At 69.4% G+C, this 25,133-nt stretch carries 27 protein-coding genes; 10 read left to right on the forward strand and 17 right to left on the reverse strand.

The genetic code is table 11. The annotated features are described in order from the left end of the window. Positions 1-27: 27 nt before the first annotated feature. The 6 genes from AB0I38_RS36810 to AB0I38_RS36835 all read right to left on the reverse strand — a co-directional run bounded on the left by AB0I38_RS36810 (position 28) and on the right by AB0I38_RS36835 (position 6,154). Positions 28-1,524 (reverse strand): UDP-N-acetylglucosamine 1-carboxyvinyltransferase, encoded by a 1,497-nt coding sequence (locus AB0I38_RS36810; RefSeq protein ID WP_358492861.1) that lies wholly within the window; start codon positions 1,522-1,524, stop codon positions 28-30. A 49-nt stretch (positions 1,525-1,573) separates the two neighbouring features. Then, positions 1,574-3,286, reverse strand: coding sequence for an enoyl-CoA hydratase-related protein (locus AB0I38_RS36815; protein WP_358492865.1), 1,713 nt, complete (start codon positions 3,284-3,286; stop codon positions 1,574-1,576). A 101-nt stretch (positions 3,287-3,387) separates the two neighbouring features. Further along, positions 3,388-4,551 (reverse strand): FAD-dependent monooxygenase, encoded by a 1,164-nt coding sequence (locus AB0I38_RS36820; RefSeq protein WP_358492869.1) that lies wholly within the window; start codon positions 4,549-4,551, stop codon positions 3,388-3,390. A gap of 171 nt (positions 4,552-4,722) precedes the next feature. Then, positions 4,723-5,352, reverse strand: coding sequence for a dihydrofolate reductase family protein (locus AB0I38_RS36825; protein ID WP_358492873.1), 630 nt, complete (start codon positions 5,350-5,352; stop codon positions 4,723-4,725). Continuing rightward, positions 5,349-5,819, reverse strand: a complete 471-nt coding sequence (locus AB0I38_RS36830; protein WP_358492878.1) for an SRPBCC domain-containing protein — start codon at positions 5,817-5,819, stop codon at positions 5,349-5,351. The genes AB0I38_RS36825 and AB0I38_RS36830 overlap by 4 nt, the downstream gene beginning before the upstream one ends. Then, complete coding sequence (locus AB0I38_RS36835; RefSeq protein WP_358492883.1) at positions 5,816-6,154, reverse strand: ArsR/SmtB family transcription factor; 339 nt, start codon at positions 6,152-6,154, stop codon at positions 5,816-5,818. Before AB0I38_RS36835 ends, AB0I38_RS36830 begins: the two co-directional genes overlap by 4 nt. A 401-nt stretch (positions 6,155-6,555) precedes the next feature. Between AB0I38_RS36835 and AB0I38_RS36840 the strand changes: the two genes are divergently transcribed. Then, on the forward strand, positions 6,556-7,929 hold the full coding sequence (locus AB0I38_RS36840) for a hypothetical protein (protein ID WP_358492886.1): 1,374 nt from the start codon (positions 6,556-6,558) through the stop codon (positions 7,927-7,929). Positions 7,930-7,962: 33 nt separating this feature from the next. Here the strand turns inward: AB0I38_RS36840 and AB0I38_RS36845 are convergent, their stop codons facing one another. From AB0I38_RS36845 to AB0I38_RS36870, 6 genes are all read right to left on the reverse strand, one after another. Further along, a complete protein-coding gene (locus AB0I38_RS36845; RefSeq protein WP_358492889.1) occupies positions 7,963-8,217 on the reverse strand; it encodes a hypothetical protein in 255 nt (84 codons plus the stop codon). Positions 8,218-8,817: 600 nt separating this feature from the next. Then, a complete protein-coding gene (locus AB0I38_RS36850; RefSeq protein WP_358492893.1) occupies positions 8,818-9,192 on the reverse strand; it encodes a nuclear transport factor 2 family protein in 375 nt (124 codons plus the stop codon). Positions 9,193-9,248: 56 nt separating this feature from the next. After that, positions 9,249-9,548, reverse strand: a complete 300-nt coding sequence (locus tag AB0I38_RS36855; protein ID WP_358492898.1) for a DUF952 domain-containing protein — start codon at positions 9,546-9,548, stop codon at positions 9,249-9,251. Then, complete coding sequence (locus AB0I38_RS36860; protein WP_358492903.1) at positions 9,545-10,099, reverse strand: GNAT family N-acetyltransferase; 555 nt, start codon at positions 10,097-10,099, stop codon at positions 9,545-9,547. The genes AB0I38_RS36855 and AB0I38_RS36860 overlap by 4 nt, the downstream gene beginning before the upstream one ends. A gap of 20 nt (positions 10,100-10,119) precedes the next feature. Continuing rightward, complete coding sequence (locus AB0I38_RS36865) at positions 10,120-10,674, reverse strand: TetR/AcrR family transcriptional regulator (protein WP_358492909.1); 555 nt, start codon at positions 10,672-10,674, stop codon at positions 10,120-10,122. Beyond that, positions 10,671-10,994: a DMT family transporter gene (locus AB0I38_RS36870; protein WP_358492913.1), complete on the reverse strand. Its 324-nt coding sequence runs from the start codon at positions 10,992-10,994 to the stop codon at positions 10,671-10,673. Before AB0I38_RS36870 ends, AB0I38_RS36865 begins: the two co-directional genes overlap by 4 nt. A gap of 136 nt (positions 10,995-11,130) precedes the next feature. Between AB0I38_RS36870 and AB0I38_RS36875 the strand changes: the two genes are divergently transcribed. From AB0I38_RS36875 to AB0I38_RS36885, 3 genes are read left to right on the forward strand one after another with little or no spacing between them, the layout of a single operon-like run. Further along, the gene (locus AB0I38_RS36875; protein ID WP_358492918.1) at positions 11,131-12,084 is read left to right on the forward strand and encodes a radical SAM protein; all 954 of its coding nucleotides are present in this window, start codon (positions 11,131-11,133) and stop codon (positions 12,082-12,084) included. A gap of 33 nt (positions 12,085-12,117) precedes the next feature. Continuing rightward, entirely contained in the window at positions 12,118-12,852 is a 735-nt protein-coding gene (locus tag AB0I38_RS36880) for a phytanoyl-CoA dioxygenase (RefSeq protein ID WP_358492921.1), read from the forward strand. A 52-nt stretch (positions 12,853-12,904) separates the two neighbouring features. Beyond that, on the forward strand, positions 12,905-13,417 hold the full coding sequence (locus AB0I38_RS36885; protein ID WP_358492924.1) for a GNAT family N-acetyltransferase: 513 nt from the start codon (positions 12,905-12,907) through the stop codon (positions 13,415-13,417). A gap of 99 nt (positions 13,418-13,516) precedes the next feature. On the opposite strand, the gene AB0I38_RS36890 is transcribed toward AB0I38_RS36885, so the two are convergent. The 5 genes from AB0I38_RS36890 to AB0I38_RS36910 form a co-directional block, all read right to left on the reverse strand. Further along, positions 13,517-14,725 (reverse strand): L,D-transpeptidase, encoded by a 1,209-nt coding sequence (locus AB0I38_RS36890; RefSeq protein ID WP_358492927.1) that lies wholly within the window; start codon positions 14,723-14,725, stop codon positions 13,517-13,519. Positions 14,726-14,867: 142 nt separating this feature from the next. Beyond that, positions 14,868-17,093, reverse strand: coding sequence for an SF1B family DNA helicase RecD2 (recD2, locus tag AB0I38_RS36895; protein ID WP_358492932.1), 2,226 nt, complete (start codon positions 17,091-17,093; stop codon positions 14,868-14,870). 132 nt (positions 17,094-17,225) lie between these two features. Then, positions 17,226-18,191 (reverse strand): tyrosine-type recombinase/integrase, encoded by a 966-nt coding sequence (locus tag AB0I38_RS36900; RefSeq protein ID WP_358492938.1) that lies wholly within the window; start codon positions 18,189-18,191, stop codon positions 17,226-17,228. 184 nt (positions 18,192-18,375) lie between these two features. Next, positions 18,376-18,969 carry a DUF1707 SHOCT-like domain-containing protein gene (locus tag AB0I38_RS36905; RefSeq protein ID WP_358492941.1) on the reverse strand — a complete coding sequence of 198 codons (594 nt, stop codon included), beginning with the start codon at positions 18,967-18,969 and terminating at the stop codon, positions 18,376-18,378. 136 nt (positions 18,970-19,105) lie between these two features. Further along, positions 19,106-19,510 carry a winged helix-turn-helix transcriptional regulator gene (locus tag AB0I38_RS36910; RefSeq protein WP_358492944.1) on the reverse strand — a complete coding sequence of 135 codons (405 nt, stop codon included), beginning with the start codon at positions 19,508-19,510 and terminating at the stop codon, positions 19,106-19,108. A gap of 118 nt (positions 19,511-19,628) precedes the next feature. On the opposite strand from AB0I38_RS36910, the gene AB0I38_RS36915 reads away from it, so the two are divergent. The 6 genes from AB0I38_RS36915 to AB0I38_RS36940 all read left to right on the forward strand — a co-directional run bounded on the left by AB0I38_RS36915 (position 19,629) and on the right by AB0I38_RS36940 (position 25,076). Continuing rightward, positions 19,629-20,504, forward strand: coding sequence for an NAD(P)-dependent oxidoreductase (locus tag AB0I38_RS36915; RefSeq protein ID WP_358492949.1), 876 nt, complete (start codon positions 19,629-19,631; stop codon positions 20,502-20,504). 98 nt (positions 20,505-20,602) lie between these two features. Continuing rightward, entirely contained in the window at positions 20,603-21,343 is a 741-nt protein-coding gene (locus AB0I38_RS36920; protein WP_358492954.1) for a class I SAM-dependent methyltransferase, read from the forward strand. 188 nt (positions 21,344-21,531) lie between these two features. Beyond that, on the forward strand, positions 21,532-22,419 hold the full coding sequence (locus AB0I38_RS36925; RefSeq protein ID WP_358492959.1) for a glycosyltransferase family 2 protein: 888 nt from the start codon (positions 21,532-21,534) through the stop codon (positions 22,417-22,419). A 111-nt stretch (positions 22,420-22,530) separates the two neighbouring features. Further along, positions 22,531-23,094 (forward strand): GNAT family N-acetyltransferase, encoded by a 564-nt coding sequence (locus tag AB0I38_RS36930; RefSeq protein WP_358492964.1) that lies wholly within the window; start codon positions 22,531-22,533, stop codon positions 23,092-23,094. A 218-nt stretch (positions 23,095-23,312) separates the two neighbouring features. Next, complete coding sequence (locus AB0I38_RS36935) at positions 23,313-23,858, forward strand: hypothetical protein (RefSeq protein ID WP_358492969.1); 546 nt, start codon at positions 23,313-23,315, stop codon at positions 23,856-23,858. Positions 23,859-24,092: 234 nt separating this feature from the next. Further along, entirely contained in the window at positions 24,093-25,076 is a 984-nt protein-coding gene (locus tag AB0I38_RS36940; RefSeq protein WP_358492974.1) for an alpha/beta hydrolase family esterase, read from the forward strand. Positions 25,077-25,133: the final 57 nt, after the last annotated feature.

Genomic DNA, 25,133 nt, shown 5'->3' on the forward strand with positions numbered 1-25,133 from the left:
ACGGTAGCGGCCGCCACCGACAGAAAATCAGATGTCGCGGAACGTCTCGATCCGCGCCCCCAGCGCGTTCAGCCGCTCCGCCAGATCCTCATACCCCCGGTTGATCACGTACACGTTCCGCAGCACCGACGTGCCCTCGGCCGCCATCATCGCCAGCAGCACCACCACCGCCGGACGCAACGCCGGCGGGCACATCATCTCCGCGCTGCGCCACCGCGTCGGACCCTCCACCAGCACCCGATGCGGATCCAGCAGCTTCACCGACGCCCCCAGCCGCGTCAGCTCCGTCAGATAGATCGCCCGGTTGTCGTAGACCCAGTCATGGATCAGCGTCGACCCCTGCGCCGCCGCCGCGATCGCCGCGAAGAACGGCACGTTGTCGATGTTCAGCCCCGGGAACGGCATCGGATGGATCTTGTCGATGGGGGAGACCAGCTTCGACGGCCGCACCGTCAGATCCACCAGCCGCGTGCGCCCGTTCGCCGCCGGATACTCAACCCCCCGATCGTGATCGAGGCCCATCTCCTCCAGCACCGCCAGCTCGATCTCCAGGAACTCCACCGGCACCCGGCAGATCGTCAGCTCCGAGGACGTGACCACCGCCGCCGCCAGCAGGCTCATCGCCTCCACCGGATCCTCAGAGGGGGAGTAGTCGACGTCCCGCTCGATCGACGCCACCCCGTACACCGTCAGCGTCGTCGTGCCGATGCCCTCCACCCGCACGCCCAGCTGCTCCAGGAAGAAACACAGGTCCTGCACCATGTAGTTGGACGAGGCGTTGCGGATCACCGTCACCCCGTCGTGCCGCGCCGCCGCCAGCAGCGCGTTCTCCGTCACCGTGTCGCCCCGCTCGGTCAGCACGATCGGCCGCGACGGCGACACGTCGCGATCCACCCGCGCATGGTAGAAGCCGCCCGTCGCCGTGATGTCCAGCCCGAAGGGCCTCAGCGCCGACATGTGCGGCTGCACCGTACGGGTGCCCAGATCGCACCCGCCCGCGTACGGGATCCTGAACTGCTCGGTCCGATGCATCAGCGGGCCGAGGAACATGATCACACTCCGGGTACGGCGAGCCGCCTCGGTGTCCATCGCCTCCAGCTCCAGCCGCGCCGGAGGCACGATCTCCAGATCGTTGCCCTCGTTGATCCACCGCGCCCGCACTCCGATCGACGCCAGCACCTCCAGGATCCGGTAGACCTCCTCGATCCGAGCCACCTTCCGCAGGATCGTCCGCCCCGAGTTCAGCAGCGACGCGCACAGCAGCGCCACGCACGCGTTCTTCGACGTCTTGACGTCGATGCTGCCCGACAGCCGCCGGCCGCCCACCACCCGCAGATGCATCGGACCCGCGTAGCCCAGCGACACGATCTCGCTGTCGAGCGCCTCACCGATGCGCGCGATCATCTCAAGACTGATGTTCTGGTTGCCGCGCTCGATCCGGTTGACCGCGCTCTGACTCGTCGCCAGCGCGTCGGCCAGCTGGAGCTGCGTCCAACCACGATGCTGACGCGCGTCCCGGATCAACCGGCCAATACGTACAAGATAATCGTCTGCCACAGGACGAGACCATATCTCACATATGAGATGCGTCCGGCGTGTCCGCGCCCGACGCGCCGGACGACTCCCGATGCACCGCCAACCGCGCCGGAGTCGACCCCGCCGCCCGCTTGCCCACGAACGCCTCCCGCGCCGCCCGGAACCCGCCCCGATCATCGAACATGTCCCGGCTCATCTCCGCCAGCTCCTCCACCCGGTACGCGTCCAACGGCTTACGCCCCTCATCCGCCTCCCGCGCCGCCCGCTTGGCCGCCAGCAACCGCTCATAGCCGGCATCGGCCGCCAGCCGCTCGGCGTACTCCACCACCCGCCGCTCGAACTCCAGCCGCGACCCCGCCACCACCCGGTCCGCCAACCCCAGCTCCACCGCCTCCACCGCGCCCACCGGCAACGCCTCCCACGTGAGCCGCCTCGCCACCGACGCCCCCACCCGGCGCGGCAACACGTACGTCCAGAACTCCGACCCGTACAACCCCATCGTCCGATAGTGCGGATTCAGCACCACCCCCTCCCGCACCACCACCCGATCCGCGCCGAGCGCCATCATCACCCCGCCCGCGCCCGCGTTGCCGGCCACCGACGCCACCACCAGCTGCCCCGTGCACGCGATCACCTCACGGCACACGTGATTGATCGCGTTGATGTTCCGCCACGCCTCCACCTCCGGATGACGCGCCGCCTCGATCACGTTCAGATGGATCCCGTTGGAGAACACCTCGCCACCACGCACCACCAGCACCCGCGTGTCCTGCGCCACCGCGTACCGCAACGCCGACACCAGCCTCAGGCACTGCTCGGCCGACATCGCCCCGTTGTAGAAGTCGAAACTCACCACCCCGACGCCCCCGCCACGGTCGTAGGTCACCTCGCTGCACCCCGCACGCTCCGCCACCCCGGCGATCCGCTCACCCAGCACCAGGTCCGCCGGCAGCTTCACCCCTCCCGGCACGTCCAGGCGCAGCTGCCCGACCCACACCGACCCGTCGCCGGTGCGCACCAGCACCGCACCCTCACTCCGCCCCACCACCGACCCCGGCGGCCCGGCCCGCTCCGTCAGCACCGGACCCGGGTACACGTCGAACACCCGCACCGGCAACCCGCACAACTCCGCCCGCCCACCCGGAGCACCATCGGCGGCCCGCACCCGCCGCACCACCGCGTCCGCCGGCTCCGCCCACGAGAACTCCCGATCCGCCCGGCGCATCGCCGGCCGCGCACAGCCCCGCACCTCCGGCCGCCGATAGTCCAGCGGCACCGGCGCGAACCCCGGATCGGCCGCCTTCGCCGCCACCTCCGCCACCAGCTCCACCGCCGCGTCCGCCACCGCCCCGTTGTACAGCGCCGACTTGCGCGGCGGCTCGGCCGGCAGCGGGAACGTCCGCCACCCCCAGATCGGGCCGGCGTCCATCTCCTCCACCGCCTGCAACGCCGTCACCCCCCACTCCGGCTCCGCGCCGGCGATCGCCCAGTCCAGCGACGACGGCCCCCGATCGCCCGGCGGCCCCGGATGGATGACGACCGTGCGGTGGTGACGCCACAGCCGCTCCGGCACCCGCTCCTTCAGGAACGGGCAGATCACCAGATCCGGTTTGGCCAGCTCGACCGCCTCGAGCATCACCCGCTCCGACAACGCCAGCTCCACGCTGACATCGTGACCGGCCCGGCGCAGCTCCAGCCAGGCGCGCTGGGTCAGGCCGTTGAACGACGAGCACAGAAGCAGGATCCGCAACGGACAGTTCCTCCGGACGTTCGAGGGGATGGGTAAAACCCATCGATCCTGACACGTCCGAGCAAACTTCGCTGACAAATCACCACAAAGAGAACCCCGCGTCAGTGCTCACGCCCACGGAACGACCCCAGCCACCCCGACACCTGATCGAACCGGTAGTACAACCGCGGCGGAACATACGGAAGCACCCGCGAATGCCGCCGGCCCAGCACCGCGATCAGCTGCTCCGGCGGCAGACCGATATAACGCGGCAGACACTCGTACCACCGGGCGCTGCAACGAGCCGCCCGCTGAGGAGCCCGGAGCGTGGCCTTGCGCGACCGCTCGAAACCGGTCAGCGCGGGCTCCAGCTCCATGCCCGTGTGCAGCGCGTTGACCAGGACCGCCGCGTCCTCCAACGCCAGCGCCGTCCCCGCCCCGATGGAGTAGTGCGTCGTATGCGCGGCGTCCCCGAGCAGCACCAGATTGCCGCGAAACCACGTCCGGTTCGTCACCGTACGAAAGTTCAGCCAGTGCGCCCCGCCATCAGCCTGCGACCGCCCGATCAGCGGATGCCCGTCCAGCACGCCGGCGAACAACTTCTCCAGCAGGCCCAGGCAGTCGGCCTCGTTCGCCTCGTCGAGCCCCAGCCCACTCCAGGTCGCGGGGGAGCACTCGATGACACAGGTGCTCTGATCCTCATCGAACCGGTAGCCGTAACACCAGATCCAGCCATGCTCGGTCTCGGTGAAGGCGAAGGTGAACGCCTCGAACGTCCTGGTGGTGCCCAGCCAGATGTACATGTTCCGGCCGACCGCCACCTCGGTGCCGAAATGCTCGGCATGACGCTCACGCAGCACACTGTTCACGCCGTCACCCGCGATGACCAGGTCGGCGTCGGCCACCTCCTCCTCACCGGCGATCTCCCGCTCGAACACGACGTCCACCCCGAGCGACCGGGCCCGCTCGGTGAGAATCGACAGCAGCCGGTGCCGGCCGAGACCGAAGCCCTCCTCGCCGTACTCCACCGTCACCACCGCGCGGTCATGGATGCGCGCGGCCCAGCTGTCCCACTGGACCGAGCTCTCCTCGATGGCCTTCGCGGACTCGGGGTCGGCGCCGTGCAGATTGCTGAGCAGTTCGTCCCAGTAGGTCACCCCCCAGCCGTACGTCGACCCGGCCGGGTTCCGCTCGTAGACGGTGATGTCGTGGGACGGGTCCGTCCGCTTCATCAGGATCGAGAAGTACAGGCTGGCGGGTCCGCCACCGACGCAGGCGACCTTCACAAGAACTCCCGTTGTAACACAATGTGTTCGATATGTCGCACACGGTAATCGAAGGTGTCACGGCGGGACCATCCTGTCGCGTACATCTGCCGGTCAGGAGATGACCAAGCCGCGCAGCGGCCCGCGCGCCGGGGGAGTGGGGCCGCCTGGCCGCCCACGAGCGGCGCGCTGTCAGAACGCGAAGGCGGTGACGCCCTCGTACTCGCCTTGGCGTGCTGGGCCGGTCACCTCGTACTCCAGGAGCAGCAGGCCGTTCGGCGTAGCTTCGTGGCGGAGCAGGCGGAGGCCGGACGGGGTGCCTGCGCCGGTCAGTAGCCGCCGGCCGGTCCGGAGGACGGCGGGGGCGACCGCGAGGCGGAGCGTGTCGATCAGGCCCGCCGCCAGCAGTGAGTCGCCGAGGCGAGCGCTGCCGTGGATCTGGAGTTCCCGGCCTGGCTGTGCCTTGAGTTCGGTGACCGCATGGACCGGATCGCCCTTGAGGACGGTCGTGGGGTTCCAGGTCCCCTCGGTGAGGGTGTTCGTCACGACGTACTTCGGCAGGGTGTTCATCCGCTCGGTGAACGGGTCGGCCGGGTCGGTGATCTTCGGCCAATCGCGTGCGAACGCCTCGTAGGTCCGCCGTCCGAGCAGCAGGCCGTCGGCGAGGTCGAGCCATTCGGAGGCGCGCTGGACGAACGTCCCGTCCATGTGGGGGACGAGCCAGCCGCCACGGATGAATCCGTCGCTGGTGTCCTCGTCCGGCGAGCCGGGGCCCTGACTGACCCCGTCGAGTGTGACGAACTCGGTGAGAGTGATCTTCATCGCACGCCCTCGGTGAGTGCGGCCAGCTGGCCGGTGACCATCCCCCAGCCCTCGGCGAAGCCGAGTTTCTCATGATGAGCGCGGGCCTCCGGGTCGCGGTGCTGGACGACGATCCGGTAGTCGGTGCCGTCCGGGTGATCGTTCAAGGTGATCGTGGCGGTCATCACGATCGGGGCGGGGCTCACGGGACGCCACGCGCTGTCGATCGCGTTGGTGAACACGATCCGCTCAAGCTCGTCCACTGCGAGAAAGCAGGCGTCCATGTGCGGGACGTACTCGGCCCCGTCGTTGGTCAGCCGCGTCACGAACGCCCCGCCGGGCCGCAAGTCCAGGCGATCCACCCGGCAACGGGACGGAGCCGGGACCCACCACCGCTCAAGCCGGGACGGCTCCGTCCAGGCCCTCCACACGGTCGCGCGCGGGGCGCGGATGATCCGCTCCAGGCCAAGGTCGAGATCGGGATTCACTGCCTGTTCTCCTCTGGGTCGGTGACGAACTGTTCGAGGCGGTCGGTGTGCTCCGTCCAGATCCGGCGCTGCTCCGCGAGCCAATCGTCGACCAAGGCGAGCCGCTCGCGGTTGAGCACGCAGGTGCGCACCCGGCCGGACTTGACCGTGTGGATGAGCCCGTTCGATTCGAGCATCCGCACATGCTTCATGAACGAGGGGAGGGTCATCGGGAACTCGCGGGCGAGGTCGCCGACGCTCCTGGGTCCGTGGCCGAGGCGCCGGACGACGGCGCGCCGGGTCGGGTCGGCGAGGGCGACCAGCACCCCGTCGAGCTGCGCCGGATACTGTGCCATGCGGCTAAGTATGGCGGTCTCGAAATGGTTAGCGCAAGGGCTAAGTGTCGGGGGCCGTCCAGGGGATCGCCGGGCGGCCCCGGGGATCGTCAGAGACGGCCGGTTTGCGCTGCTTTGTTCTTCAATGAGAGGTATCGGCTATACCAAACAGAATCCACCTTCTGTCCGGTATCGAATCGGTGTTCCGTTCAGACGGCAGGCCGGCTTCCTGGGGGTGGGCCAGCGTGGCGGGCGCGCGTATGCGGTGACTTCACTGCTTATGCGGCGCCGTCGCGACTCACTACCATTCCGCCATGTTGTTTTACGCCTTTGTGATCGTGTTCGTGGGCCTTCCCTTAGCGATCGCATCCGGGGCCGTCCTTGCCGCGATGCACTCCGCCCCGCCCAACCGCCATGAGTTCATGAGCCGGCGATTCGTCGTCATGGGACTGTCCGTGTCACTCGCCGGCGCCGGGCTGATGGGGCTTGGCGCCTGGCTGGCACGTGAGGATTCGCGCTACGGCGGCTTCGAAGCCCTCGGGATACTGCTGATCACCCTCATCGGCGCGGGCCTGCTCGTCGCCGGTCTCGGCCCGCTGCCCGCGTGGCTGCTGGAGATCCCCGGCCGGTACGCGGAACGGCTGCCGCTGCCCTTGCGGCTGGCTGTCCGGGACCTGGCCGGTCGTCGTGTTCGCGCGGCGTGCGCGATCACGCTGACGATGACGGCGACGGTCTTCGGTGTCGGGCTGACGGTCATCGCGGTCGGCCAAACGTCGCAGAGCAGGGCCGAATACTCTCCCCGTGCCCGGCCGGGCACCTTAGTGGTCCGGTCGAGCGCCTTCCTCGCGGAGCCTTTCTCGGCGGCCGATGCCGGCGCCGTACGTGCGGCGATCGAACGGGAGATACCCGGGGTGCCGATCGCCCAGAGCGAGCGCCCTTCGAGCGAATCTCGGCACTTCGGGGCGCGCGCGGAGAACGTCGAGATGCCGGAGGAGGCCCTTTACGAGTATCAGGCCATCGGTGACGAGAAGCTGCTGCGGTATCTCACCGGCGATCAGTCGACGCCGTACGACGAGGGCACGGCCGTGGTGATCACGTCAGCCGACGTGAAGGTCGACTCGGTCGACCTCTCCTATGAGATCGAGGAGAACGACGAGGCGATGGAGACCAAGACCGTGCCGGCGGTCACCGCCAGGACCGTCGACCCGCACATGGAGACGATCTTCGTCCCCTCGAAGATCGTGCGGGACCTCGGCTACCGGCTGCAACCGGATGAGCTGATCGTCGATCCCACCCTTCGCCAGGTCACGGTGCAGGAGCAGAAGCGCCTCGACGACCGGCTGGACGACGCGGTCGCGGAGGCGTACGTCGAACGAGGCTTCGAGGCTTCGACCGGGTGGGTGCCCGGCGTCGTGGCAGCCCTCCTCGTCGCCCTCGCGTGCGCGCTGACCGCCGGCTTCGGCGAGGCCGCCAACGCGCGCCAGGGCCGGGTCCTGAGGCGGGCCGGAAACGGATCGGCCGCGGCCTTCCGGTGGTTCTGCGCCTCTCGCGCGGGTCTGAGCGCCCTGTACGGAACGGTCCTCGGCGCGGTCGCCGGCTGCCCCGCCGGGATGTTGCTGCTGTGGCCCCTGACGATGCCTGTGACGTGGGGGGATCCGGCACGGGTGCCGTTCGAGACCCCGTGGTCGGCGATTGTGGCCGTCGTCGTCGGACTTCCTCTGCTGGCCGCCGCCTTCGGCGCGGTCCTCGGCCGTGAACACTCGCACGTCCCGGCATCCGCAGTGGCTCGGCACTGAAGTGGCGTGGGTGCGGGCGGGGCGCGGGGAAGGTCAGAGGCGGTTGACGTAGCGGGTGGCGGCGCGGTGGCTCATGCCGGTCTCGCCGCGGACCAGGAACACGGCCTCGCGAAGTTGGCCCAGCGCCTTGAGCTCGCGAGCCTTGTCGACGAGGTCGTCACTGGGTGCGGGGCTGTTGCGCGGCCGGTGGGTCAGTCGTACGGCCAGGATGATCAGGTAGATGATCGCGGCGGTGACGACGGCGGTGAGCGCGACGAGGCCCGGGGTGGAGATCGCCAGGCTGAGCATGCACTGATCGTAGCGCCGTCCCGGCGGCGGCGTCAGAGGCTGTTGGCGAACTGTGTCGTTCTAGCGTGATCGTCGTGCGGCGATCTGGCCGGTGAGGCCGCATCCGCAGATGCTTGATAATGAGCATTATGTCAAGTAGGCGGTCTTGACGACGGCCCGTGACCGTGACCGCACGCTTGACCTTCAGTCGATTCGCTGTTCTCGCAAGGTCGTGGCCCTTAGGGTGGGAATCTGCTATCGCGCCGCGAGAGGAGCAGCACGTGGGGAACCAATCTGTTTTATGCCCGGTCTGTCAGGGGGTTCTGCCTGCTTCGGGGCGGGACTCGTACACGACGCTGCGGGGGCGGCTCATCGTCACGAACGGTTACTGCGCGGGTGGCTGCGAGGAGCGGCTGGCCGACTCGGAGCAGACACGGCAGGTGGCACGCCCGGTCGCGCCGGTGCAGCAGCAGGTTCAGCAGGCGGGCGCTCCGGTGCCGCCGGCTCGCGTGGCGCCCGCGTTGCGCGCGGTTCGCTGACGAGGTCGGCCGTCGGGGGCCGCGTCGCCGGTGAGGCGATGCGTCGTGCTGGTGGGGGCCACTCCCCTGGTTCGCGTCCCGGTCAGTGGTGGCCGTCGGTGGTGTGCCAGTAGTCACGGGTCTGTACGGCGAGGCCGTCGGGGTTGAAGCGGGCGAAGACGCAGCCGGCGAGGGTGACGGGTGCGCCGTTGTCGATGGTGTGGGCGTGGAATTCGATGGCCGCCTGGTCTCCGTCGACGATGGGTGTGGCGAAGATGATCCTGGGGTCTGTTTCGTTGGTGAACGACCAGCGGATGTAGTCGGCGATGGCCCCTCTCCCCCGGTGTGGCGGGCGGAACGGCATTGAGGTGTGGACGGCGTCGTCGGCGTACAGGGTGAGGATGCTGTCGACGTCGTGGTGGGTCCATCCGTGTTGCCAGGTGTCGGCGAAGCGTTGTGCGGCGGTTCGGGGGTTCATGGTGGTCATTGTGGTGGTCGGCGGGGGTTTGTGCGGGCTGTTTCGGGGTGGCGGGTTCAGCGGGGCCGGTAGGGGCGCGTGGTGGTGACGGCGTGGAGCGGGAGTGGCCCGTACAGGTGGGGGAAGCCGCCTTCGTCGCGGATGTCGAGCCCGGTGGGGTCGATGTCGAGGATGAGCAGGGGTTCGGTGACGTGGGCGTAGAAGGTGTCGTGGACCTCGTGGAGTTGGGTGAGGTCGTGGCTGCAGTGGATGAAGCCCTCCTGGTCGAGGGTGCGGCCGAGGGTGGAGACGCGGTAGTCGCCGGCTGATCGGGCGTGGTCCCAGTCGGTGTGGAGGGCGAGGTGGAGGATGGTCATGGGGTCCATTCGCTTTCGAGCATGGCGTAGATGACCTCGTCGGCCCATTCGCCTTTGACGCGTTCGTTGTGGATGAGGTGGGCTTCGCGGCGCATGCCGAGTTTTTCCAGGACGCGGGCGGAGGCGGTGTTGCGTCCGTCGAGGCGGCCGACGATGCGGTGCAGGTGGAGGTCCTGGAAGCCGAGGCGGAGCAGGGGTGTGCCGACTTCGGTGGCGTAGCCGTGTCCGTGGTGGTCGGGGTGCAGGACGTAGCCGATCTCGCCTTGGCGGTGGTGGGCGCTGGTCCAGATGAGGATGCAGTTGCCGATGAGCCGGCCGGTGTCGCGCAGGGTGATGGCGAGGTCGAGGGCGTCGCCTTCGTGGTGCAGGGCGGTGCGGGTGATCTTCTTGTCGAGGTAGGTGCGGACGGTGTCGAGGTCGCGGGGTTCCCAGTAGAGGTAGCGGGCGACGTCGGGGCGGGATTCGTAGGCGTGCAGGTCGTGGAGGTCGGCTGGGGTGAAGGGGCGTAGGAGCAGGCGGTCGGTGGTGATCGGGTAGCGGGGTCGGAGCACGTGGGCAGTGTAGAGAACGGTCAGGTGGGGGGCGAGGCGTTTTCGACGGCGATGGTGAGGAGTGTGCGGGTTTCGTGGAGGGGGCGTTGTTCGACGAGTTGTTCGAGCCAGAGGGTGGAGACGGTGGTGTAGAGGAGGCGGACGCGTGGGTGGTCGGGGGGTTGGGCGAGGGTTTCGGCGATGAGGTGGACGCAGCCGTCGGTCCAGCGGCGGGCGATCTGCTGGAGGACGGGGTCGCGGCCGGCGTGGACGTAGAGCTCCCAGAGGCCGAGTTGGCGGTGGCGGTCGGCGGTGGCGATCTGGTCGGCGAGGGCGGTGAGGCCGTGGTCGGTGATCCAGGCGTGGAGGGTGGTGAGCTCGGTCTGGATGAGTTGGGCGAAGGCTTCGGCGAGGAGTTGGTCGCGGGAGGTGAAGTAGTAGGTGGTGGCGGCGAGGGGCAGGTGGGCGCGGTGGGCGACGGCGCGGTGGGTGACGGCGGCGAAGCCGGCTTCGGTGAGGAGTTCGACGGCGGCGGTGAGGAGGATGGCGCGTCGTCTGCGTCCGCGTTCTTGGGGTGGTGGGGTGTGGGAGGTCAATGGCCACCTGCGAGGTTGAGGACGACGACGCCGATGATGATGAGGAGGATACCGCCGATCTTGAAGGGGGTCAGGGTTTCGCCGAGGAGGAGGGCGCCGATGAGGGCGATGGCGGCGGTGCCGGCTCCTGACCAGATGGCGTAGGCGGTGCCCATGTCGAGTTGGAGTTTGAGGGCTTGGGCGAGGAGGGCGAAGGAGATGATGTAGCCGGTGGCGGCGGCTGCGGTCCAGGCGTGGTGGGTGAAGCCGTCGCTGAGTTTGAGGGCGGTGGTGGCGATGATCTCTGAGGCGATGGCGAGGGCGAGGAGGAGCCAGGCCATGGGGGGTCTCCTTCGGAGAGTGGGACGCTCGTACCAGTTTAGTCGTGGTGGTTGTTCGTCTTCCTGTCGTGGGCGCGGTGGGGCGAATGTGTGAAGCGGTTGAAAAGCGAGTCGAAAGCGTGTTCCACTGTGGGGTGTGGGTTGGGACGCGCTTCCGCTGGTGCACGCCGACGACGACCGTCCGGTGATCGAGCGGCGTGCGGTTCTGCGTGGTGGGTTCTACGAGACGCAGGCCCGCACGATGATCGAGCGGGTGCCGCGGACCGCGGGCATCGCCCAGCGGTGGGCGGTCTCGCCCTACCGGGGTTGCGCCCATGCCTGCCGCGGCTGCGGTGCCCGCGCGGGTCACCGGCGGCTGGGTCTGGATTCCGGGCGTGATTTCGACACCCGCGTCGTGGTCAAGCCCAACGCGGTGGCGCGGTTGCGTGCCGAGCTGGGGCGCTGGGGTGGTGAGCCGATCGCGGTGGGTGTGACGGGTGACTGTTACCAGGAGGCCGAGCGGACCTACCGGTTGATGCCGGGTCTGGTGGAGGCGCTGGCGGGGGCGGGGGTGGCGTTCACCGTCTACACCAAGAGCCCGTTGGTGTTGCGTGATGCCGGGTTGCTGGCGCGTACGGGGGCGCAGGTGGCGGTGTCGATCGCGTTCGTCGACGAGCGGATCCGGCGGGCGGTGGAGCCGGGTGCGGTGGGCGGGCAGGCGCGTTTGGAGTTGGTGTCGGCGTTGGTGGAGGCGGGGGTGGCGTGCCGGGTGCTGATGGCGCCGGTGCTGCCGTTGCTGAGCGACGCGGCCGATCAGTTGTCGGCGACGGTGCGGCGGATCGCGGCGGCGGGGGCGGCGGCGGTGGAGCCGGTGGTGTTGCGGCTGCCTGCGGGCACGCGGCAGTGGTACATGTCGTGGCTGGCCGGTGCGCATCCGCGTCTGGTGGAGCGTTATGAGGAGCTCTACGACGCGGCTGGGCTCCCCTCCCCCGAGTACGAGCGGCGCATCACGGGGCAGATCGGGCAGTTGTGTGAGATGTACGGGATGCGGTCGGGGGCGCCCGAGCAGGTGGAGCGGGTGCCGCGGTTCCCGCAGCTGTCGCTGGTCTGAAATTCGGTTGACGCCGTTGTTAGCGTGCGGCGTATGCGGATCATGGATGTGGAGCGGTTCGTCGCCGACGGTTTCGTCAAGGTGGAGTCGGTGGTGCCGCGTGAGGTGGCCGATGAGGCGCGGGCGGTGTTGTGGCGGCAGATCGGCCTGTCCCCCGATGATCCGGCGGGGTGGACGCAGCCGGTGGTGTGGGCGTCCGATCTGACGGGTGCCGGGCCGTTCGGTGAGATCGTGCGGAGTCCGCGGCTGGGTGCGGCGCTGGATCTGGTGGCGGGGCGGGGCGGGTGGCTGCCCACAGGTTCCCTGGGGAACATCCCGGTCCGTTTCCCGAAGGTGCCGGCGGCCGGCGATCGCGGTTGGCATGTCGACTCCAACGCCGAGGGGGCGGACGGCGCGTGGGCGGTGAGCGGGCGGCCGTCGACGATGTTGCTGCTGGTGTTGTTGTCGGAGGTGGGGGCCGATGACGCGCCGACCCGGATCCGGGTGGGTTCGCAGCGGGACGTGGGGGCGTTGCTGGCGGAGCGGGATGGGGAGGTCCTGGATCCGTTCGTGGCCGGTCCGATGGTCGATCGGGTGAGCGTGGATCGGCCTGTGGCTTATGCGGCGGGGCGGCCGGGTGATGTGTTCCTGGTGCATCCGTTCACGGTGCACGCGGCTGATGAGCATCTGGGGAGCCGGCCGCGGTTCATGTCGCAGGGGCCGGTGAGGCTGGTCAGGCCGTTCGCGCCGGATGACGATACGGCGCTGGGGCGGGCCGTGCGGGGCTGAGGTCCGGCCACTCCCCTGGCCCGGTGTGAGTGGCGGGTTCTAGGCTGGCCGGATGAAGATTCGTGAGGGTGGGGTTGAGGATGTGGCGGCGGTGCTGGGCATGTTCGACAGTGCCGTGGCGTTCCTGGTGGCGCGTGGGCGTACCGGGCAGTGGGGCGCCGATCCGTTCACCGGTGATCCCCGGCGCGTCGGGCGGGTGGAGGGCTGGGCCGGGGGTGGCGGGATGCGCATCGCGGAGGTCGATGGCGAGCCGGCGGGGTGTGTCGTGGTGGGGGCGGCGCACGATTATGTGTCACCGGCGCGGGAGCCCGAGCTTTACGTGCAGGTGCTGGTGATCGATCAGCGGTTCTCCGGCCGGGGGGTGGGGCGGGCGCTGCTCGGCTGGGCGCTGGAGGAGGCGGGGCGGCGTGGGGTGGGGCTGGTGCGGGTCGACTGTTACGCCGGTGATGACGGCCGGCTGGTGGCCTACTACGAGGGGTGCGGTTTCGTCCGGGCCGAGCCGTTCATGGTCGGCGCGTGGCCCGGGATGATCCTGCAGCGTCGTCTGTCTCCGTCCGGCACGTGATGACGTCGGGCCGCGCGGGTGACCGCGCGGCCGGGCGGTCACCTGGCTGGGGCGCTGCGCTCCTGAGGTGGGGATCCGCGCCCTGGCCTGAGCCGGTCGTCACCGGTTGCCGTTGAGGGCGCTGCCCTTCTTCCACTGGGTGAAGGACATCTGCCAGTATCCCCAGCCGTTGTTCCATTCGAGCTCGCGGTTGGTGCCGGTGATGTCGACGATGTCGCCGCGCTGCATGGTGTCGTGGAACCATTTGGCCTGGTCGGGGCGGGAGTTGATGCAGCCGTGGCTGACGTTGCGGACGCCTTGGGCCCAGACGTTGTCCTTGGCGTGGACGTATTCGCCGGAGTTGGAGATGCGTACGGCGTGGTTGATCATCACGTCGTAGTATTCGGGGTCGTCTTTCTCGCGGCCTGGGGAGATCATGCGGACGGGGTTAGCGCGTTCCATGGTGAGGTGGACGCCGGAGGTGGTGGTGTATTCGCGGGTGGTGGCCTTGCCGGCGCTGATGCGCATGGTCTGGACGCGTTTGCCGTCGCGGTAGACGTACATCATGTGTTTCCTGGCGTCGACCTTGCTGATGACCTTGGCGCCGATCTTGAGGGTGGCGGCGTAGTCCTTGACGCCGTACATGCCCTTGCCGGCCTTGACGCCTTCGAGGTTGGCGGTGAACTTGATCTTCTGGTGGGCGGGCCAGTAGGTGGCGGTGCGGTAGATGACGACGGTGTCGTTGATCCAGCGCCAGGCGCCCTTGACGGGCTTTTCGGCGTCGACGTCCAGGGCGCGTTCGACGGAGGCCTTGTCGGAGATGGGCTGGTTGAAGGTGACGATGATGGGTGCGCCGACGCCGAGGGTCTCGCCCTTGGCGTTGGGTGTGACGTCGGCGACGGCGAGTTCGATGGCGGGCTTGAGGGTGCGGAATTCGCTGGTGACGCTGGTGACGCCGGAGGCGGCTGTGACGGTGTAGTCGGTGGAGGGCTTGAGGGGGCCCTTGGAGACCCACCGGGTCTTGTCGGCGTTGTACTTGCCTTCGACCTGTTCGTCCGCGCCTTCCACGATGACGTCGTCCAGGGTGCCGCCGGCGGCGGCGACGACGATCTTCTTGTCGGGGCTGACGTTGGAGCTGCCCTCGACGGGTGAGATTTTGATCGTCGGTGCTTGTGGTGTCGCCGAGATGGTGGCGCCGGGTGCGCCGTCGCCGTTGGTGGCGGTGTTGCCGTTTGAGCATGCCGCGGTCAGGGTGACCGCGGTGAGCAGGGCTATGCCCGCCGCGGGCTTCCTCCAACCAGGCGTCATGTTCACGTCAAGTCCCTCCATTGCGCGCAAAGTGCACCCCAAAACTCTAATGCTCCTGCATGTAAGACGCGGAAACATTTGGGAGAGTTCGGTCACATTTAGATCACTTATCGCGGTCAGCCGCAGGTCAACGGCCGGTCAATGAAAGGGAAAGCCCGATCGGTCAGCGCTGGGCGGAGCGCTGACCGAGGCGGTGGGTGAGGCCGGTGTGGCGCCGTCCGGCGCCCCTGGTGCGGACGGCCTGGGCCAGTGCCCGGCGGGAGCCGACGATGACGACGAGCCTCTTGGCCCGGGTGATCGCGGTGTAGAGGAGGTTGCGCTGCAGCATCATCCAGGCGCTGGTGGCCAGGGGGATGACCACGGCGGGGTATTCGCTGCCCTGGGAGCGGTGGATGGAGACCGCGTAGGCGTGGGCGAGCTCGTCGAGCTCGTCGAAGGCGTAGTCGACCTGTTCGTCCTCGTCGGTCAGGATGGTCAGCTTGTGCTCGTCGGGGCGGATGTCGACGACGATGCCGACGGTGCCGTTGAAGACGCCGGCGGCGCCCTTGTCGTAGTTGTTGCGCAGCTGGGTGACCTTGTCGCCGACGCGGAACACCCGGCCGCCGTAGCGGCGTTCGGGCATGCCTTCGCGGGCGGGGGTGAGCGACTCCTGCAGGGCGGTGTTGAGGGCGCCGGCGCCGGCCGCGCCGCGGTGCATGGGGGCCAGCACCTGGATGTCGCGGCGGGCGTCGAGGCCGAACTTGCGCGGGATGCGCCGGGCCACCACGTCGACGGTCAGGGCGGCGATCTCCTCGGGTTCCTCGCAGGGGAACAGGAAGAAGTCCTTCATGCCCTCCAGTACGGGGTGGCGGCCGGTGTTGACGCGGTGGGCGTTGACCACCACGCCCGACTCCTGGGCCTGGCGGAAGATCTGCGTCAGCCGTACGCGGGGGATGTCGTCGGCGGCGAGCAGGTCTTTCAGCACCTCGCCGGCGCCGACGGAGGGCAGCTGGTCGACGTCGCCGACGAACAGCAGGTGGGCTCCGGGCGCGACGGCCTTGACGAGCTTGTTGGCCAGCAGCAGGTCGAGCATGGACGCCTCGTCGACGACGACCAGGTCGGCGTCGAGGGGGTTGTCGCGGTCGAAGGTGGCGTCGCCGCCGGGCCGCAGCTGAAGCAGCCGATGAACGGTGGTGGCCTCGTGGCCGGTGAGCTCGGCCAGGCGTTTGGCGGCGCGTCCGGTGGGGGCGGCCAGGATGACGCGGGCGCGTTTGGCGCGAGCCAGGGTGACGATGGAGCGGACGGTGAAGCTCTTGCCGCAGCCGGGCCCGCCGGTCAGCACCGCGACCTTCTCCGTCAGCGCGAGCCGGACGGCCTGGCGCTGCTCGGCGGCCAGTTCGGCGCCGGTCTGGCCGTGCAGCCAGGTCTCGGCCTTTTCCCAGTCGACGTCGGCGAACACCTTGAGCCGGTCGTGGCCGCCGCGCAGCAGCGACAGGAGCCCGGAGGCCAGTGACAGCTCGGCGCGGTGGAAGGGCAGCAGGTAGACGGCCGGGACGAGGTTGTCTCCCGCGGGGACGTCCTCGCGGACCACGCCCTCTTCGGCGACGAGTTCGTCCAGGCAGCCGCTGACGAGTTCGGCGGGCACGTCGAGGATCTTGACCGCGTCGCCGACGAGGTTGGGTGCGGGCAGGTAGCAGTGGCCGTCGTCGGCCGCCTGCGACAGGGTGTAGCGCAGGCCTGCTTTGACGCGTTCGGGGCTGTCGTGCGGGATGCCGACGGCCTGGGCGATGGTGTCGGCGGTCTTGAAGCCGATCCCCCACACGTCGTCGGCCAGCTTGTAGGGCTGGGTTCTGACGACGGAGATGGACGCCTCGCCGTACTCCTTGAAGATGCGTACGGCGATGGAGGTGGACACGCCGACGCCCTGCAGGAAGATCATCACCTCTTTGATGATCTTCTGTTCCTCCCAGGCGGCGGCGATCATCCTGGTGCGTTTGGGGCCGAGGCCGGGTACCTCGACGAGGCGTTCGGGGGTCTGCTCGATGACGTCGAGGGTGTCGGTGCCGAAGTGGTCGACGATGCGTTCGGCCATCTTCGGGCCGATGCCCTTGATGAGGCCGGAGCCCAGGTAGCGGCGGATGCCCTGGACGGTGGCGGGCAGCACGGTGGTGTAGGACCGCACCTCGAACTGCTTGCCGTAGCGGGGGTGGGAGGTCCAGCGGCCGGTCAGTCTCAGTGACTCCCCCACCTGGGCGCCGAGCAGGGGCCCGACCACGGTCAGCAGGTCGGCGCCGGACCGGTCGGTCGCCACCCGGGCGATCGTGTAGCCGGTCTCCTCGTTGGCGTAGGTGATGCGCTCGAGGACCGCATCGAGGGATGAAACGAGTGAACCTTCCGCGCCCGGCTTCACGCAAACCCCTCTCCCGCCTGCTTTGTCGCAAGAGTAGAGCAGCAGCACCGCCGAGCCGCCGGGTGATGGCGCAAGGCCGAGTCCCTGTGAGCGCGTTCGTGTGGTCGGCCGATGGCCGGATAGAGGGGGCCGCTACTCGATCGTCGCGGCGACGAGGTCGGACGGGTCGTCCTCCAGCCGCCTGGCCGTGGTCAGGTAGATGTCGGTGGTCGAGGAGTTGACGTGGTCGAGCGCCTCCTGGATCTTCTTCACGCTCACGCCCGCCTCCTCGGCCAGGGTCGCGAACGTGTGCCGCAGCTGGTGCGGGTGCAGCCCGGCGATCCCGGCCTGGCGGCCGATGCGCTCCACGAGCTCGTAGACGTCCTTGCGGTCGAGCCGCCGCCCGGAGGCGGACACGAACAGCGGCCCGGTCAGCTGGTCCACCGCGATCGCGGCGCGCTCGGCGCGGTTGGTCAGGTACTCGTCGATCGCGTGCGCCGCCGCCGGCGGGACCTTCCGCGTCTTCGGCTTGTCGCCCTTGCCGACGATCCGCAGGGTGCGGTGGCCGCGCTCGTGCCCGAGGTCGGACAGTTGGGTGGCCAGGGCTTCGGTGACGCGGACGCCGGTCTGCATGAGCAGCCGGATGAGCGCCGCCGTGCGGAGTTGTTCCCGGCCGTGGTCGTGGTCGGCCGCGTGCAGCAGGTCGCGGGCTTCGGCGCGGGTGAGGCCCACCGTCTCGGAGTGCTGGCGGTTCACCTTCGGCCGCCGGGTGCCTTTGAACCGGTTGGCATCGATCGCGTCCTCGTCGAAGAGGTAGTCGTACCAGGACGACACGGCCGAGATCCGCAGGTTCATCGTCTTGGGCGGGATCGGTTTGCCGGCCCGCAGCTCCAGCCACCGCTTGTAGACGTTGCCGTGGGACTTGCGCGCCTGCAGCGGGTCGAGGCCGGTCTCGGCGCAGAAGCCGAACCATCGCTCGATCTCGCGCCGGTAGGCGTCGCGGGTGTTCGGTGAGTCGTAGGACAGCAGCCACGCCTTCGTCAGGTCCTGTACGTAGCCGAGCAGACCGGGTGGGAACGTGACGGTGCTGCCCGGAGGTGACGCCAGTTCGGTGGTCACGGCGCATCCTCGGCGGAACGCGTGGTGGAGATCTCGGTGAGCGTCTCCCGCAGGGCGGGGTTGGTGTAGAGCTGCGCGTCGGGGGTCGTCATCGAGTGACCTCCTGCAAGGCGTTGCCGTTCTCGGCTTCGAGGTTCGTGTCGCTGGTGGATGTCGGGCATGGGGTGCCGGCTGGTGTGGTCGCTCAACGCTGCTGATTGCGCCGCTGTACTCGGCGTTCCCAGCTGTTCGGGTGGCGGATGACGACGCCGGAGGTGCCGCCATTGCCGGTGAGCCGGATCCGCGGCGTCCCGGGGAGACGCTCCGATGTGGTCTTGTCCTTGAACCCGCCAAGGCCCTCGTTCATCTCTGAGGTCTCGGCCACCCAGCCGTCGGGGATGATGATCGTGACACCGCCCGTCTGCCCGTGCGCTTCTATGGCGATCTCGGGCAGTCGGCATTCGGTCTGGGTGAAGTCGAGCTTGACGCTGCCCAGGCCGCCGTACACGGTGATCTGCGCAGGTACCCGCCAATGCCCCGTCCGGGTCGCGCCGTTCAGGCCTCCTTTGAGGACCAGCGGCTCCGCCGGAGCCTCCTGGGGCAGATCGGCGGTGAGAGGCGCCAGTTCGGCGTAGGTCTTGGCGTTCAGTGCCAGCTCCAGCCGCACTTCCAGTTCGCTGAAGTCGATTCGCCCTTCGGTGGCGGCCGTGTTCAGCCGCTCCACCACCGCTTCGCGCTCGTCATGTGAGACGCGCATCTGATGAGGGCGGACGGGGGTCGGCTGCTGGTTTTCGCCCATGGTGTTCGCTTTCGGATGGGGTGGCCTCCTTCGGGGGGTTCCGAGGAGATCACCACCCTATACCCCCATAACCGCGATTATGAGGGGTTCTAAATGATCATGCGCTAACCCGGGACCACGCAAGCGGAGTGGCCGTTCACACGCTGCGAGTCGATCCTCCTTGGTGATCGGCCGGACGGTCGCCGGCCACCACGGAGACCTTTTCGGCCCCGATCCTTCGCATGCGTTCGGTGCCCCATGTTCCCAGGACGGCCAGGGCGGCGTTGAGCGAGACGCCGTGCTCCGTCAGGGAGTACTCGACCTTCGGAGGCACCTCGCGGTACACCTCACGATGCACGAGCCCGTCTGCCTCCATCTCCCGCAGATGCTGGATCAGCATCTTCTCGCTGACGCCCGGCAGGCCGCGCCGGAGCTCGGCGAACCGGCGGGTCCCGTGGTTGTCCAGCTCCCAGAGGATCAGCGACTTCCACTTGCCGGCGACCACGTCCATCGCCGCGTCGACGCCGCAGAAGTAGGGACCCTGTCGTGCTGATGTCGCCATCCGGCCGCTCCTAGACGTACTTACCTGCAAGTGAGTACCTGACTAAATAGTGAGTACTGGTCAACTCTACCGGCGGCCGAAAGGATCGAGGCGACGATGAACCAAGGGGGAACCGAATATGACGAGCAACAACGACGTGCGGGTGAGCGTTCTCGGGCTGGGAGCGATGGGGAGCGCTCTCGCGGGCGCCCTGGTGCAGGCCGGATACGCGACAACGGTCTGGAACCGCTCACCAGGCAAGGCGGACGACCTGGTCGCGCAGGGCGCACGGCCGGCCGCCACGGCCGGTGACGCGGTCCGGGGCAGCCGGCTGGTGATCGCATGCCTGCTGGACCACGCGTCGGTCCATGAGGTGCTCGATCCGCTCATCGACGAGCTGGCCGGCCGAACCCTGATCAACGTGACCACGACGCAGCCGGCTCAGTCACGTGAGATGGCCGCCTGGGCCGCCCAGGCCGGGGTCGCGTATCTGGACGGCGGGATCATGGCCGTACCGGACATGATCGGCCGGCCTGGGGCGTCGATCCTCTACAGCGGATCGGCCGAAGTCTTCGATCAGTACCGGCCGCTGCTCGACCTGTGGGGAAGCAGCACCTACTTCGGTGACGACGCCGGGCTGGCGTCCCTGTACGACCTCGCCCTGCTCGCGGGCATGTACGTGATGTTCGCCGGGTTCATGCACGGCGCCGCCATGGTCGCGCCGGCCGGCGTGACGGCGCGCGAGTTCGCCGCCATGGCCGCACCATTTCTGACCGCCATGACCGATGGCTTCCAGGAGTACGCCGCGGTCATCGACGGCGGTGACTACACCGTCGAAGGACAGCAGAGCCTTGAGTTCTCCGACCTCGGCGACCTCCTGGCCGCCAGTTCCGGCCAGGGCGTCAGCACCGAGGTGGTCGCCATGGTCCAGGGCCTCATCCAGCGCCAGATCGACGCCGGCCACGGAAAGGAGGGCTTCGCCCGGATCATCGAGAGCATCAAGCGACCGGGCTGAAGGCTCGCGCGACGGGCGTGGGGTCATGATCGCCTGGTGGGCGCTCGGCCCAGCGGCGGGTTGGACAACGCCGGCCATTCCGGGTCATGGTGGGCGGCATGCAGCAGGAGGACATCTGGGACGTCGAGACCGCCCGGCGCTATGACACGCCAGGCGCCGGCATGTTCGCGCCCGAGGTCTTGGGGCCGACCGTGGATCGTCTGGCCGAACTCGCGGGCGATGGGCGGGCGCTGGAGTTCGCGATCGGGACCGGTCGTGTGGCTGTGCCGCTCGCCGAGAGAGGGGTTCGCGTCGCCGGCATCGAGTTGTCGCCTCCGATGATCGACCAGTTGCGGACGAAGGTGGACGAAGCCACGATCCCGGTCATCGTCGGCGACATGACGACCGCGGTCGCCCCGGGCGAGTTCACGCTCGTCTATCTCGTCTTCAACACGATCTCCAACCTTCTCACCCAGGCCGAGCAGGTGGCGTGCTTCCGCAACGCCGCCCGTCATCTCACGCCGGGCGGCCGGTTCGTGATCGAGCTGTGGGTGCCCGAGTTGCGCAGGCTTCCTCCGGGGCGGGAGGCCACGGTCTTCCAGTGCGAGCCCGGCTACATCGGCCTGGACACCTACGACGTTCTGCGCCAGCACGTCGTCTCCCACCACTTCAGGTTCGACGAGAGCAGGCAGGCCGAGTTGTTCCGCAGCCCTCACCGCTACATCTGGCCGGCCGAGCTGGACCTCATGGCTCAGCTGGCCGGGTTGGAGCTGGAGGCCAGGCACGCTGACTGGGCCGGAGCCGACTTCACCGCGGAGTCACGGTCCCACGTGTCGGTCTACCGTCTCCCGCCGCACTAGCTCGGCCCGCGACGGGTAGCCGCCGGGGCCGGCCGTCGCCGCCGGACGTGGTCGCGGGCCGTCGAGCTGGTACGACGCTAGGGTGGGCCAGGTTGAGGCCTTGAGGGCAACGTGTGACACGACCGGGTCGCTCGTCCTCCAGCAGACGGCAGGGCTGCCCTTCGCCGAGCGTCACACGTCCGGGAGACATGATGCCCAACCCGAAGACCACCATCGACGTGGTGGTCCTCACCATGAACGATCGGCCCGACGCGTTCCCGCGGGCCATGGCCTCCCTGCTGACCCAGCGGGACGTCGATCTGCGTGTGGTCGTCGTCGGTAACGGGGTCGAGCCCGACCAGGTGCCGGCCGGCGTGCGCACGGTGACCCTGCCGATCAACGAAGGCATCCCGCAGGGCCGCAACGTGGGCGCGGACGCGTTGGCCGGTGAGGACGGAGGCGAGTTCGTCTTCTTCTTCGACAACGACGCCGTCCTCCCTGCCCAGGACACGCTGGCCCGGCTCGTCGCCGAGGCTCGCCGCCACCCCGAAGCGGCCTACGTTCAGCCCCGGATCGCCGACCCCGCCACGGGCGTGACCCTGCGCCGGTGGGTTCCGCGGCTACGCGCGGGCGACGCCGCCCGGCCCGGCACGATCACCGTCATGGCCGAAGGCGTGGTCCTCGTCCGCCGTGCCGACTATGAGCGGGCCGGAGGCTGGCCGGGTCACTTCTTCCTCTTCCACGAGGGCGTCGATCTGGCTTGGCGACTGTGGGACCTCGGGCGCAGCGGCTGGTACGCACCCGACGTCGTCATCCACCACCCCGCCACCGATCCGGCCAGGCACGCCGACTTCTACCGGCTCATCGCCCGCAACCGCGTCTGGCTCGCCTACCGCCGCCTGCCCGCTCCTTTGATCCCCCTGTATCTGGCGAACTGGACGCTGCTCAGCGTCGCCCGGTTCCGATCGCCCGCCAACCTCGCCGTCTGGTTCGCCGGCCTGCGGGAGGGGATGAAGGGCGGGCACGGGTCGCGCCGGCCGATGTCGTGGCGCACCGTGCTGCGGCTGACTCGTGGTGGTCGTCCCCCGATCGTCTGAGCACGTGGTGGCGACGTCGACGGGCCGGCCGGCTCGGGTGAACCGGTCGCACTGGCATGAAGGGGGGCAATGCGGTGACCGTGGGCGTGGTCACGCTGGTACGGTACGCGGATGTTCGCGATCTTGTTGGGGGACGGCGCCGAGTTGCGCCCGTTGGAACCGTGGCAGGCCGGGGAGTTCCTCGCCCACCTGGACCGGGCGCGTGACGCGGTGGACCCGTGGGTCCCGTGGGCGAGCCGCAGCACCGACCTGGACTCGGCCCGCGCCTCGCTGCAGCGTTACGCGGACCTCGCCGCCCGCGACGCCGGCCGGCTGTACGGCATCTGGCTGGACGGCACGCTCGTGGGCGGGACCATGTTCGTCAGCTTCGACACCGCCGCGGGCCTGTGCGAGATCGGCGTCTGGCTGGAGCCGGCCGGGCAGGGGCGGGGGCTGATCACCCGGGCGGCGGGGTGTCTCGTCGACTGGGCGGTGCGCGTGCGCGGCATCCACCGGGTCGAGTGGCGTACCCGGCCGGACAACCTCGCCAGCCGCAACGTCGCGCAGCGGCTCGGCATGCGGCTGGACGGGGTGCTGCGCGAGGATTACCTGTATCTGGGGGTCCGGCACGACACGGAGGTCTGGTCGCTGCTGGCGGCGGAGTGGGCCGGCCTCTCAGCCGGGCACGGTCAGTGAGGGCATGACGTCGGCCTTGCGCGCTCGCCGTACGGGAGGCGGGAAACCAGACGAGAAGCCCAAGTTTCGCGACAAGCGGCCGGCGGTCGATTGCGGCCTCATCGCTCCGTACGGATAGTCAGCTCTGGCAGTCAACAGGCTGTTCGTCGTCTTTCGAGGGGAACAGGTGCCGCCGTAAGGCCGCGGCTCCACACCCCTGGGAACGGAACGGAGTCAGCATGATCAGAACTCGTCAGCTCCTGTCGATGCTCGCCGCCGCGGTTCTCCTCCTGTCCGCCCTGGCCGCGCCGGCCCAGTCGGCCTCTTCGCCCGGGGTGGTGGCCTCACCCGCTCAGCACTGCGTGATCGTCCTCGGCAAGGCCCCCCCGGGGCAGCCGTCCCCGGTCCGTTCCTCGAGTTGCGCCGACGATTACGCCACGGCCCAGCGGGAGGCGGGCGCGGCGTCGTCGGTGCTGCTCATGGAGTGGTTCTGGAACGCCAACAACCAGCCGCCCAAGCTGACCCGCGTCCTGGGCGACTACGGCTACTGCGACTCGGCCGGCTATCGCATCATCGTCAAGGACGACTGGGCGAACAACATCTCCGGCTTCAACTCCTACAGCAACTGCAACGTCGTCACGGGCTTCAACTGGCCGTCGACCGTGGATTGGAGCGGCGATGAGCAGACCTGGTCGCTGCAGGCCCCTTGCGGATGCGTTCTCCAAGGCTGGGTCGGCTCGTTCATGAACGATCGCATCGAGGCTTTCTGGATTCGTAAGGGCTGACCGGGTGCGCCCTGGCCGCCCGTCAGCGGGAAGGCCAGGGCGCGACGGACCGCCGGGGCGGCGGCGGGGTCCCCGCGCGGCGGCGCAGGGCCGCTCCTCGTCGTGGCGACCCGGCGGTGCCATGGGAACGTTTCGTGTCACAAGGTGATGCGCGCGGGCCCGGCCTCCAGGACACTGCCAGGCAGGACGTTCCGCGGGCCATGAGGAGCGGCCTGGCGGGAACCGGGAGGCGTGATGGTCAGACTCGTGATCGGCGTGGTGCTCGTGGCGGCCCTGGCCGCCCGATGCGGCGGCGCGCCGTCCTCCCCTGCTGGCCCCTCCCCCGCCGCCTCCTCCGCTGCGCCGGCTGCGACGGTGAGTCCGGGGGCCGCGTCGGCGGGGTGTGCGGACGGTCCGGCCTTGGCGCGCGGTGAGCATCTGATGTCCTTCGGCGGGCTGCAGCGCCGGTTCCTGTTGTCGCTGCCCGCCGGGCCGGGCCCGCACCCGGTGCTGCTCAACCTGCACGGCATGGGTTCCAACGCGGCCGAGCAGGCCGTCTACAGCCGGCTGCCCGATGTGGGGGCGCGGCGCGGCTACATCGTGGCGACCCCGCAGTCGGCCGAGGGCAGGTTCGGCTGGACGCTGCCGCACACCGGCGGTCCCGACGACACCGGTTTCCTGGGTGCGCTGCTCGACCGGCTCGGCCAGGGCCTGTGCGTCGACCCGCGCCGTCAGTTCGCGGCCGGCATGTCGCTGGGCGCGGGCATGTCGGCCGGGCTGGTGTGCGCCTTGAACGGCCGGCTGGCCGGGGTCGGGCTGGTCGCCGGGGTCAACATCGTGCGGCCCTGCGACGATCCTCGGCCGACGACGATCATCGCCTTCCACGGGGTCGCCGACCGGGTCGTCCCCTACCAGGGCGGCGCTCCCCTGCAGGTCGCCTCCGAGAAGCTGCGCAAGCTGGGCGCGCTGGTCACGTTGCCGCCCGTCGAGCAGGCGGCCGGCGGCTGGGCGCGCGCGCTCGGTTGCACCGGCCGCGCCGACACCACTGCCGCCCGAGGGGTACGGCTGCGCGGCTGGACGTCGTGCCGGGGTGGTGTGACGGTGCGGCTCTACACCGTGCGCGACGGCGGCCACACCTGGCCCGGCGCGAGGCAGGTGCCCCGGCTGGGCGCCACCACCCGCGCGCTGGACGCCACCGGCGTCATCCTCGACGCCTTCGACGCCGCGCCGTCCCGCTGAGGACGCCACATCTCCCTGTCGACGGCGTCGCGCGGCCCGTTGACGGCGTCCGTCCCC

Origin of the sequence: Nonomuraea cavernae (assembly GCF_040655715.1) — a bacterium.
GTDB lineage: Bacteria > Actinomycetota > Actinomycetes > Streptosporangiales > Streptosporangiaceae > Nonomuraea > Nonomuraea cavernae_A.

Excerpts from the sequence above, each read along its gene's own strand:
- AB0I38_RS36825 (WP_358492873.1), bottom strand. The coding sequence starts at position 5,352 with ATGAAGATCACTCTCACCGAGTTCGTCACACTCGACGGGGTCAGTCAG.
- AB0I38_RS36835 (WP_358492883.1), bottom strand. The coding sequence starts at position 6,154 with ATGGCACAGTATCCGGCGCAGCTCGACGGGGTGCTGGTCGCCCTCGCC.
- AB0I38_RS36840 (WP_358492886.1), top strand. The coding sequence starts at position 6,556 with ATGAGCCGGCGATTCGTCGTCATGGGACTGTCCGTGTCACTCGCCGGC.
- AB0I38_RS36845 (WP_358492889.1), bottom strand. The coding sequence starts at position 8,217 with ATGCTCAGCCTGGCGATCTCCACCCCGGGCCTCGTCGCGCTCACCGCC.
- AB0I38_RS36850 (WP_358492893.1), bottom strand. The coding sequence starts at position 9,192 with ATGAACCCCCGAACCGCCGCACAACGCTTCGCCGACACCTGGCAACAC.
- AB0I38_RS36855 (WP_358492898.1), bottom strand. The coding sequence starts at position 9,548 with ATGACCATCCTCCACCTCGCCCTCCACACCGACTGGGACCACGCCCGA.
- AB0I38_RS36870 (WP_358492913.1), bottom strand. The coding sequence starts at position 10,994 with ATGGCCTGGCTCCTCCTCGCCCTCGCCATCGCCTCAGAGATCATCGCC.
- AB0I38_RS36880 (WP_358492921.1), top strand. The coding sequence starts at position 12,118 with ATGCGGATCATGGATGTGGAGCGGTTCGTCGCCGACGGTTTCGTCAAG.
- AB0I38_RS36885 (WP_358492924.1), top strand. The coding sequence starts at position 12,905 with ATGAAGATTCGTGAGGGTGGGGTTGAGGATGTGGCGGCGGTGCTGGGC.
- AB0I38_RS36890 (WP_358492927.1), bottom strand. The coding sequence starts at position 14,725 with ATGGAGGGACTTGACGTGAACATGACGCCTGGTTGGAGGAAGCCCGCG.
- AB0I38_RS36905 (WP_358492941.1), bottom strand. The coding sequence starts at position 18,969 with ATGGGCGAAAACCAGCAGCCGACCCCCGTCCGCCCTCATCAGATGCGC.
- AB0I38_RS36910 (WP_358492944.1), bottom strand. The coding sequence starts at position 19,510 with ATGGCGACATCAGCACGACAGGGTCCCTACTTCTGCGGCGTCGACGCG.
- AB0I38_RS36915 (WP_358492949.1), top strand. The coding sequence starts at position 19,629 with ATGACGAGCAACAACGACGTGCGGGTGAGCGTTCTCGGGCTGGGAGCG.
- AB0I38_RS36920 (WP_358492954.1), top strand. The coding sequence starts at position 20,603 with ATGCAGCAGGAGGACATCTGGGACGTCGAGACCGCCCGGCGCTATGAC.
- AB0I38_RS36925 (WP_358492959.1), top strand. The coding sequence starts at position 21,532 with ATGATGCCCAACCCGAAGACCACCATCGACGTGGTGGTCCTCACCATG.
- AB0I38_RS36930 (WP_358492964.1), top strand. The coding sequence starts at position 22,531 with ATGTTCGCGATCTTGTTGGGGGACGGCGCCGAGTTGCGCCCGTTGGAA.
- AB0I38_RS36935 (WP_358492969.1), top strand. The coding sequence starts at position 23,313 with ATGATCAGAACTCGTCAGCTCCTGTCGATGCTCGCCGCCGCGGTTCTC.
- AB0I38_RS36940 (WP_358492974.1), top strand. The coding sequence starts at position 24,093 with ATGGTCAGACTCGTGATCGGCGTGGTGCTCGTGGCGGCCCTGGCCGCC.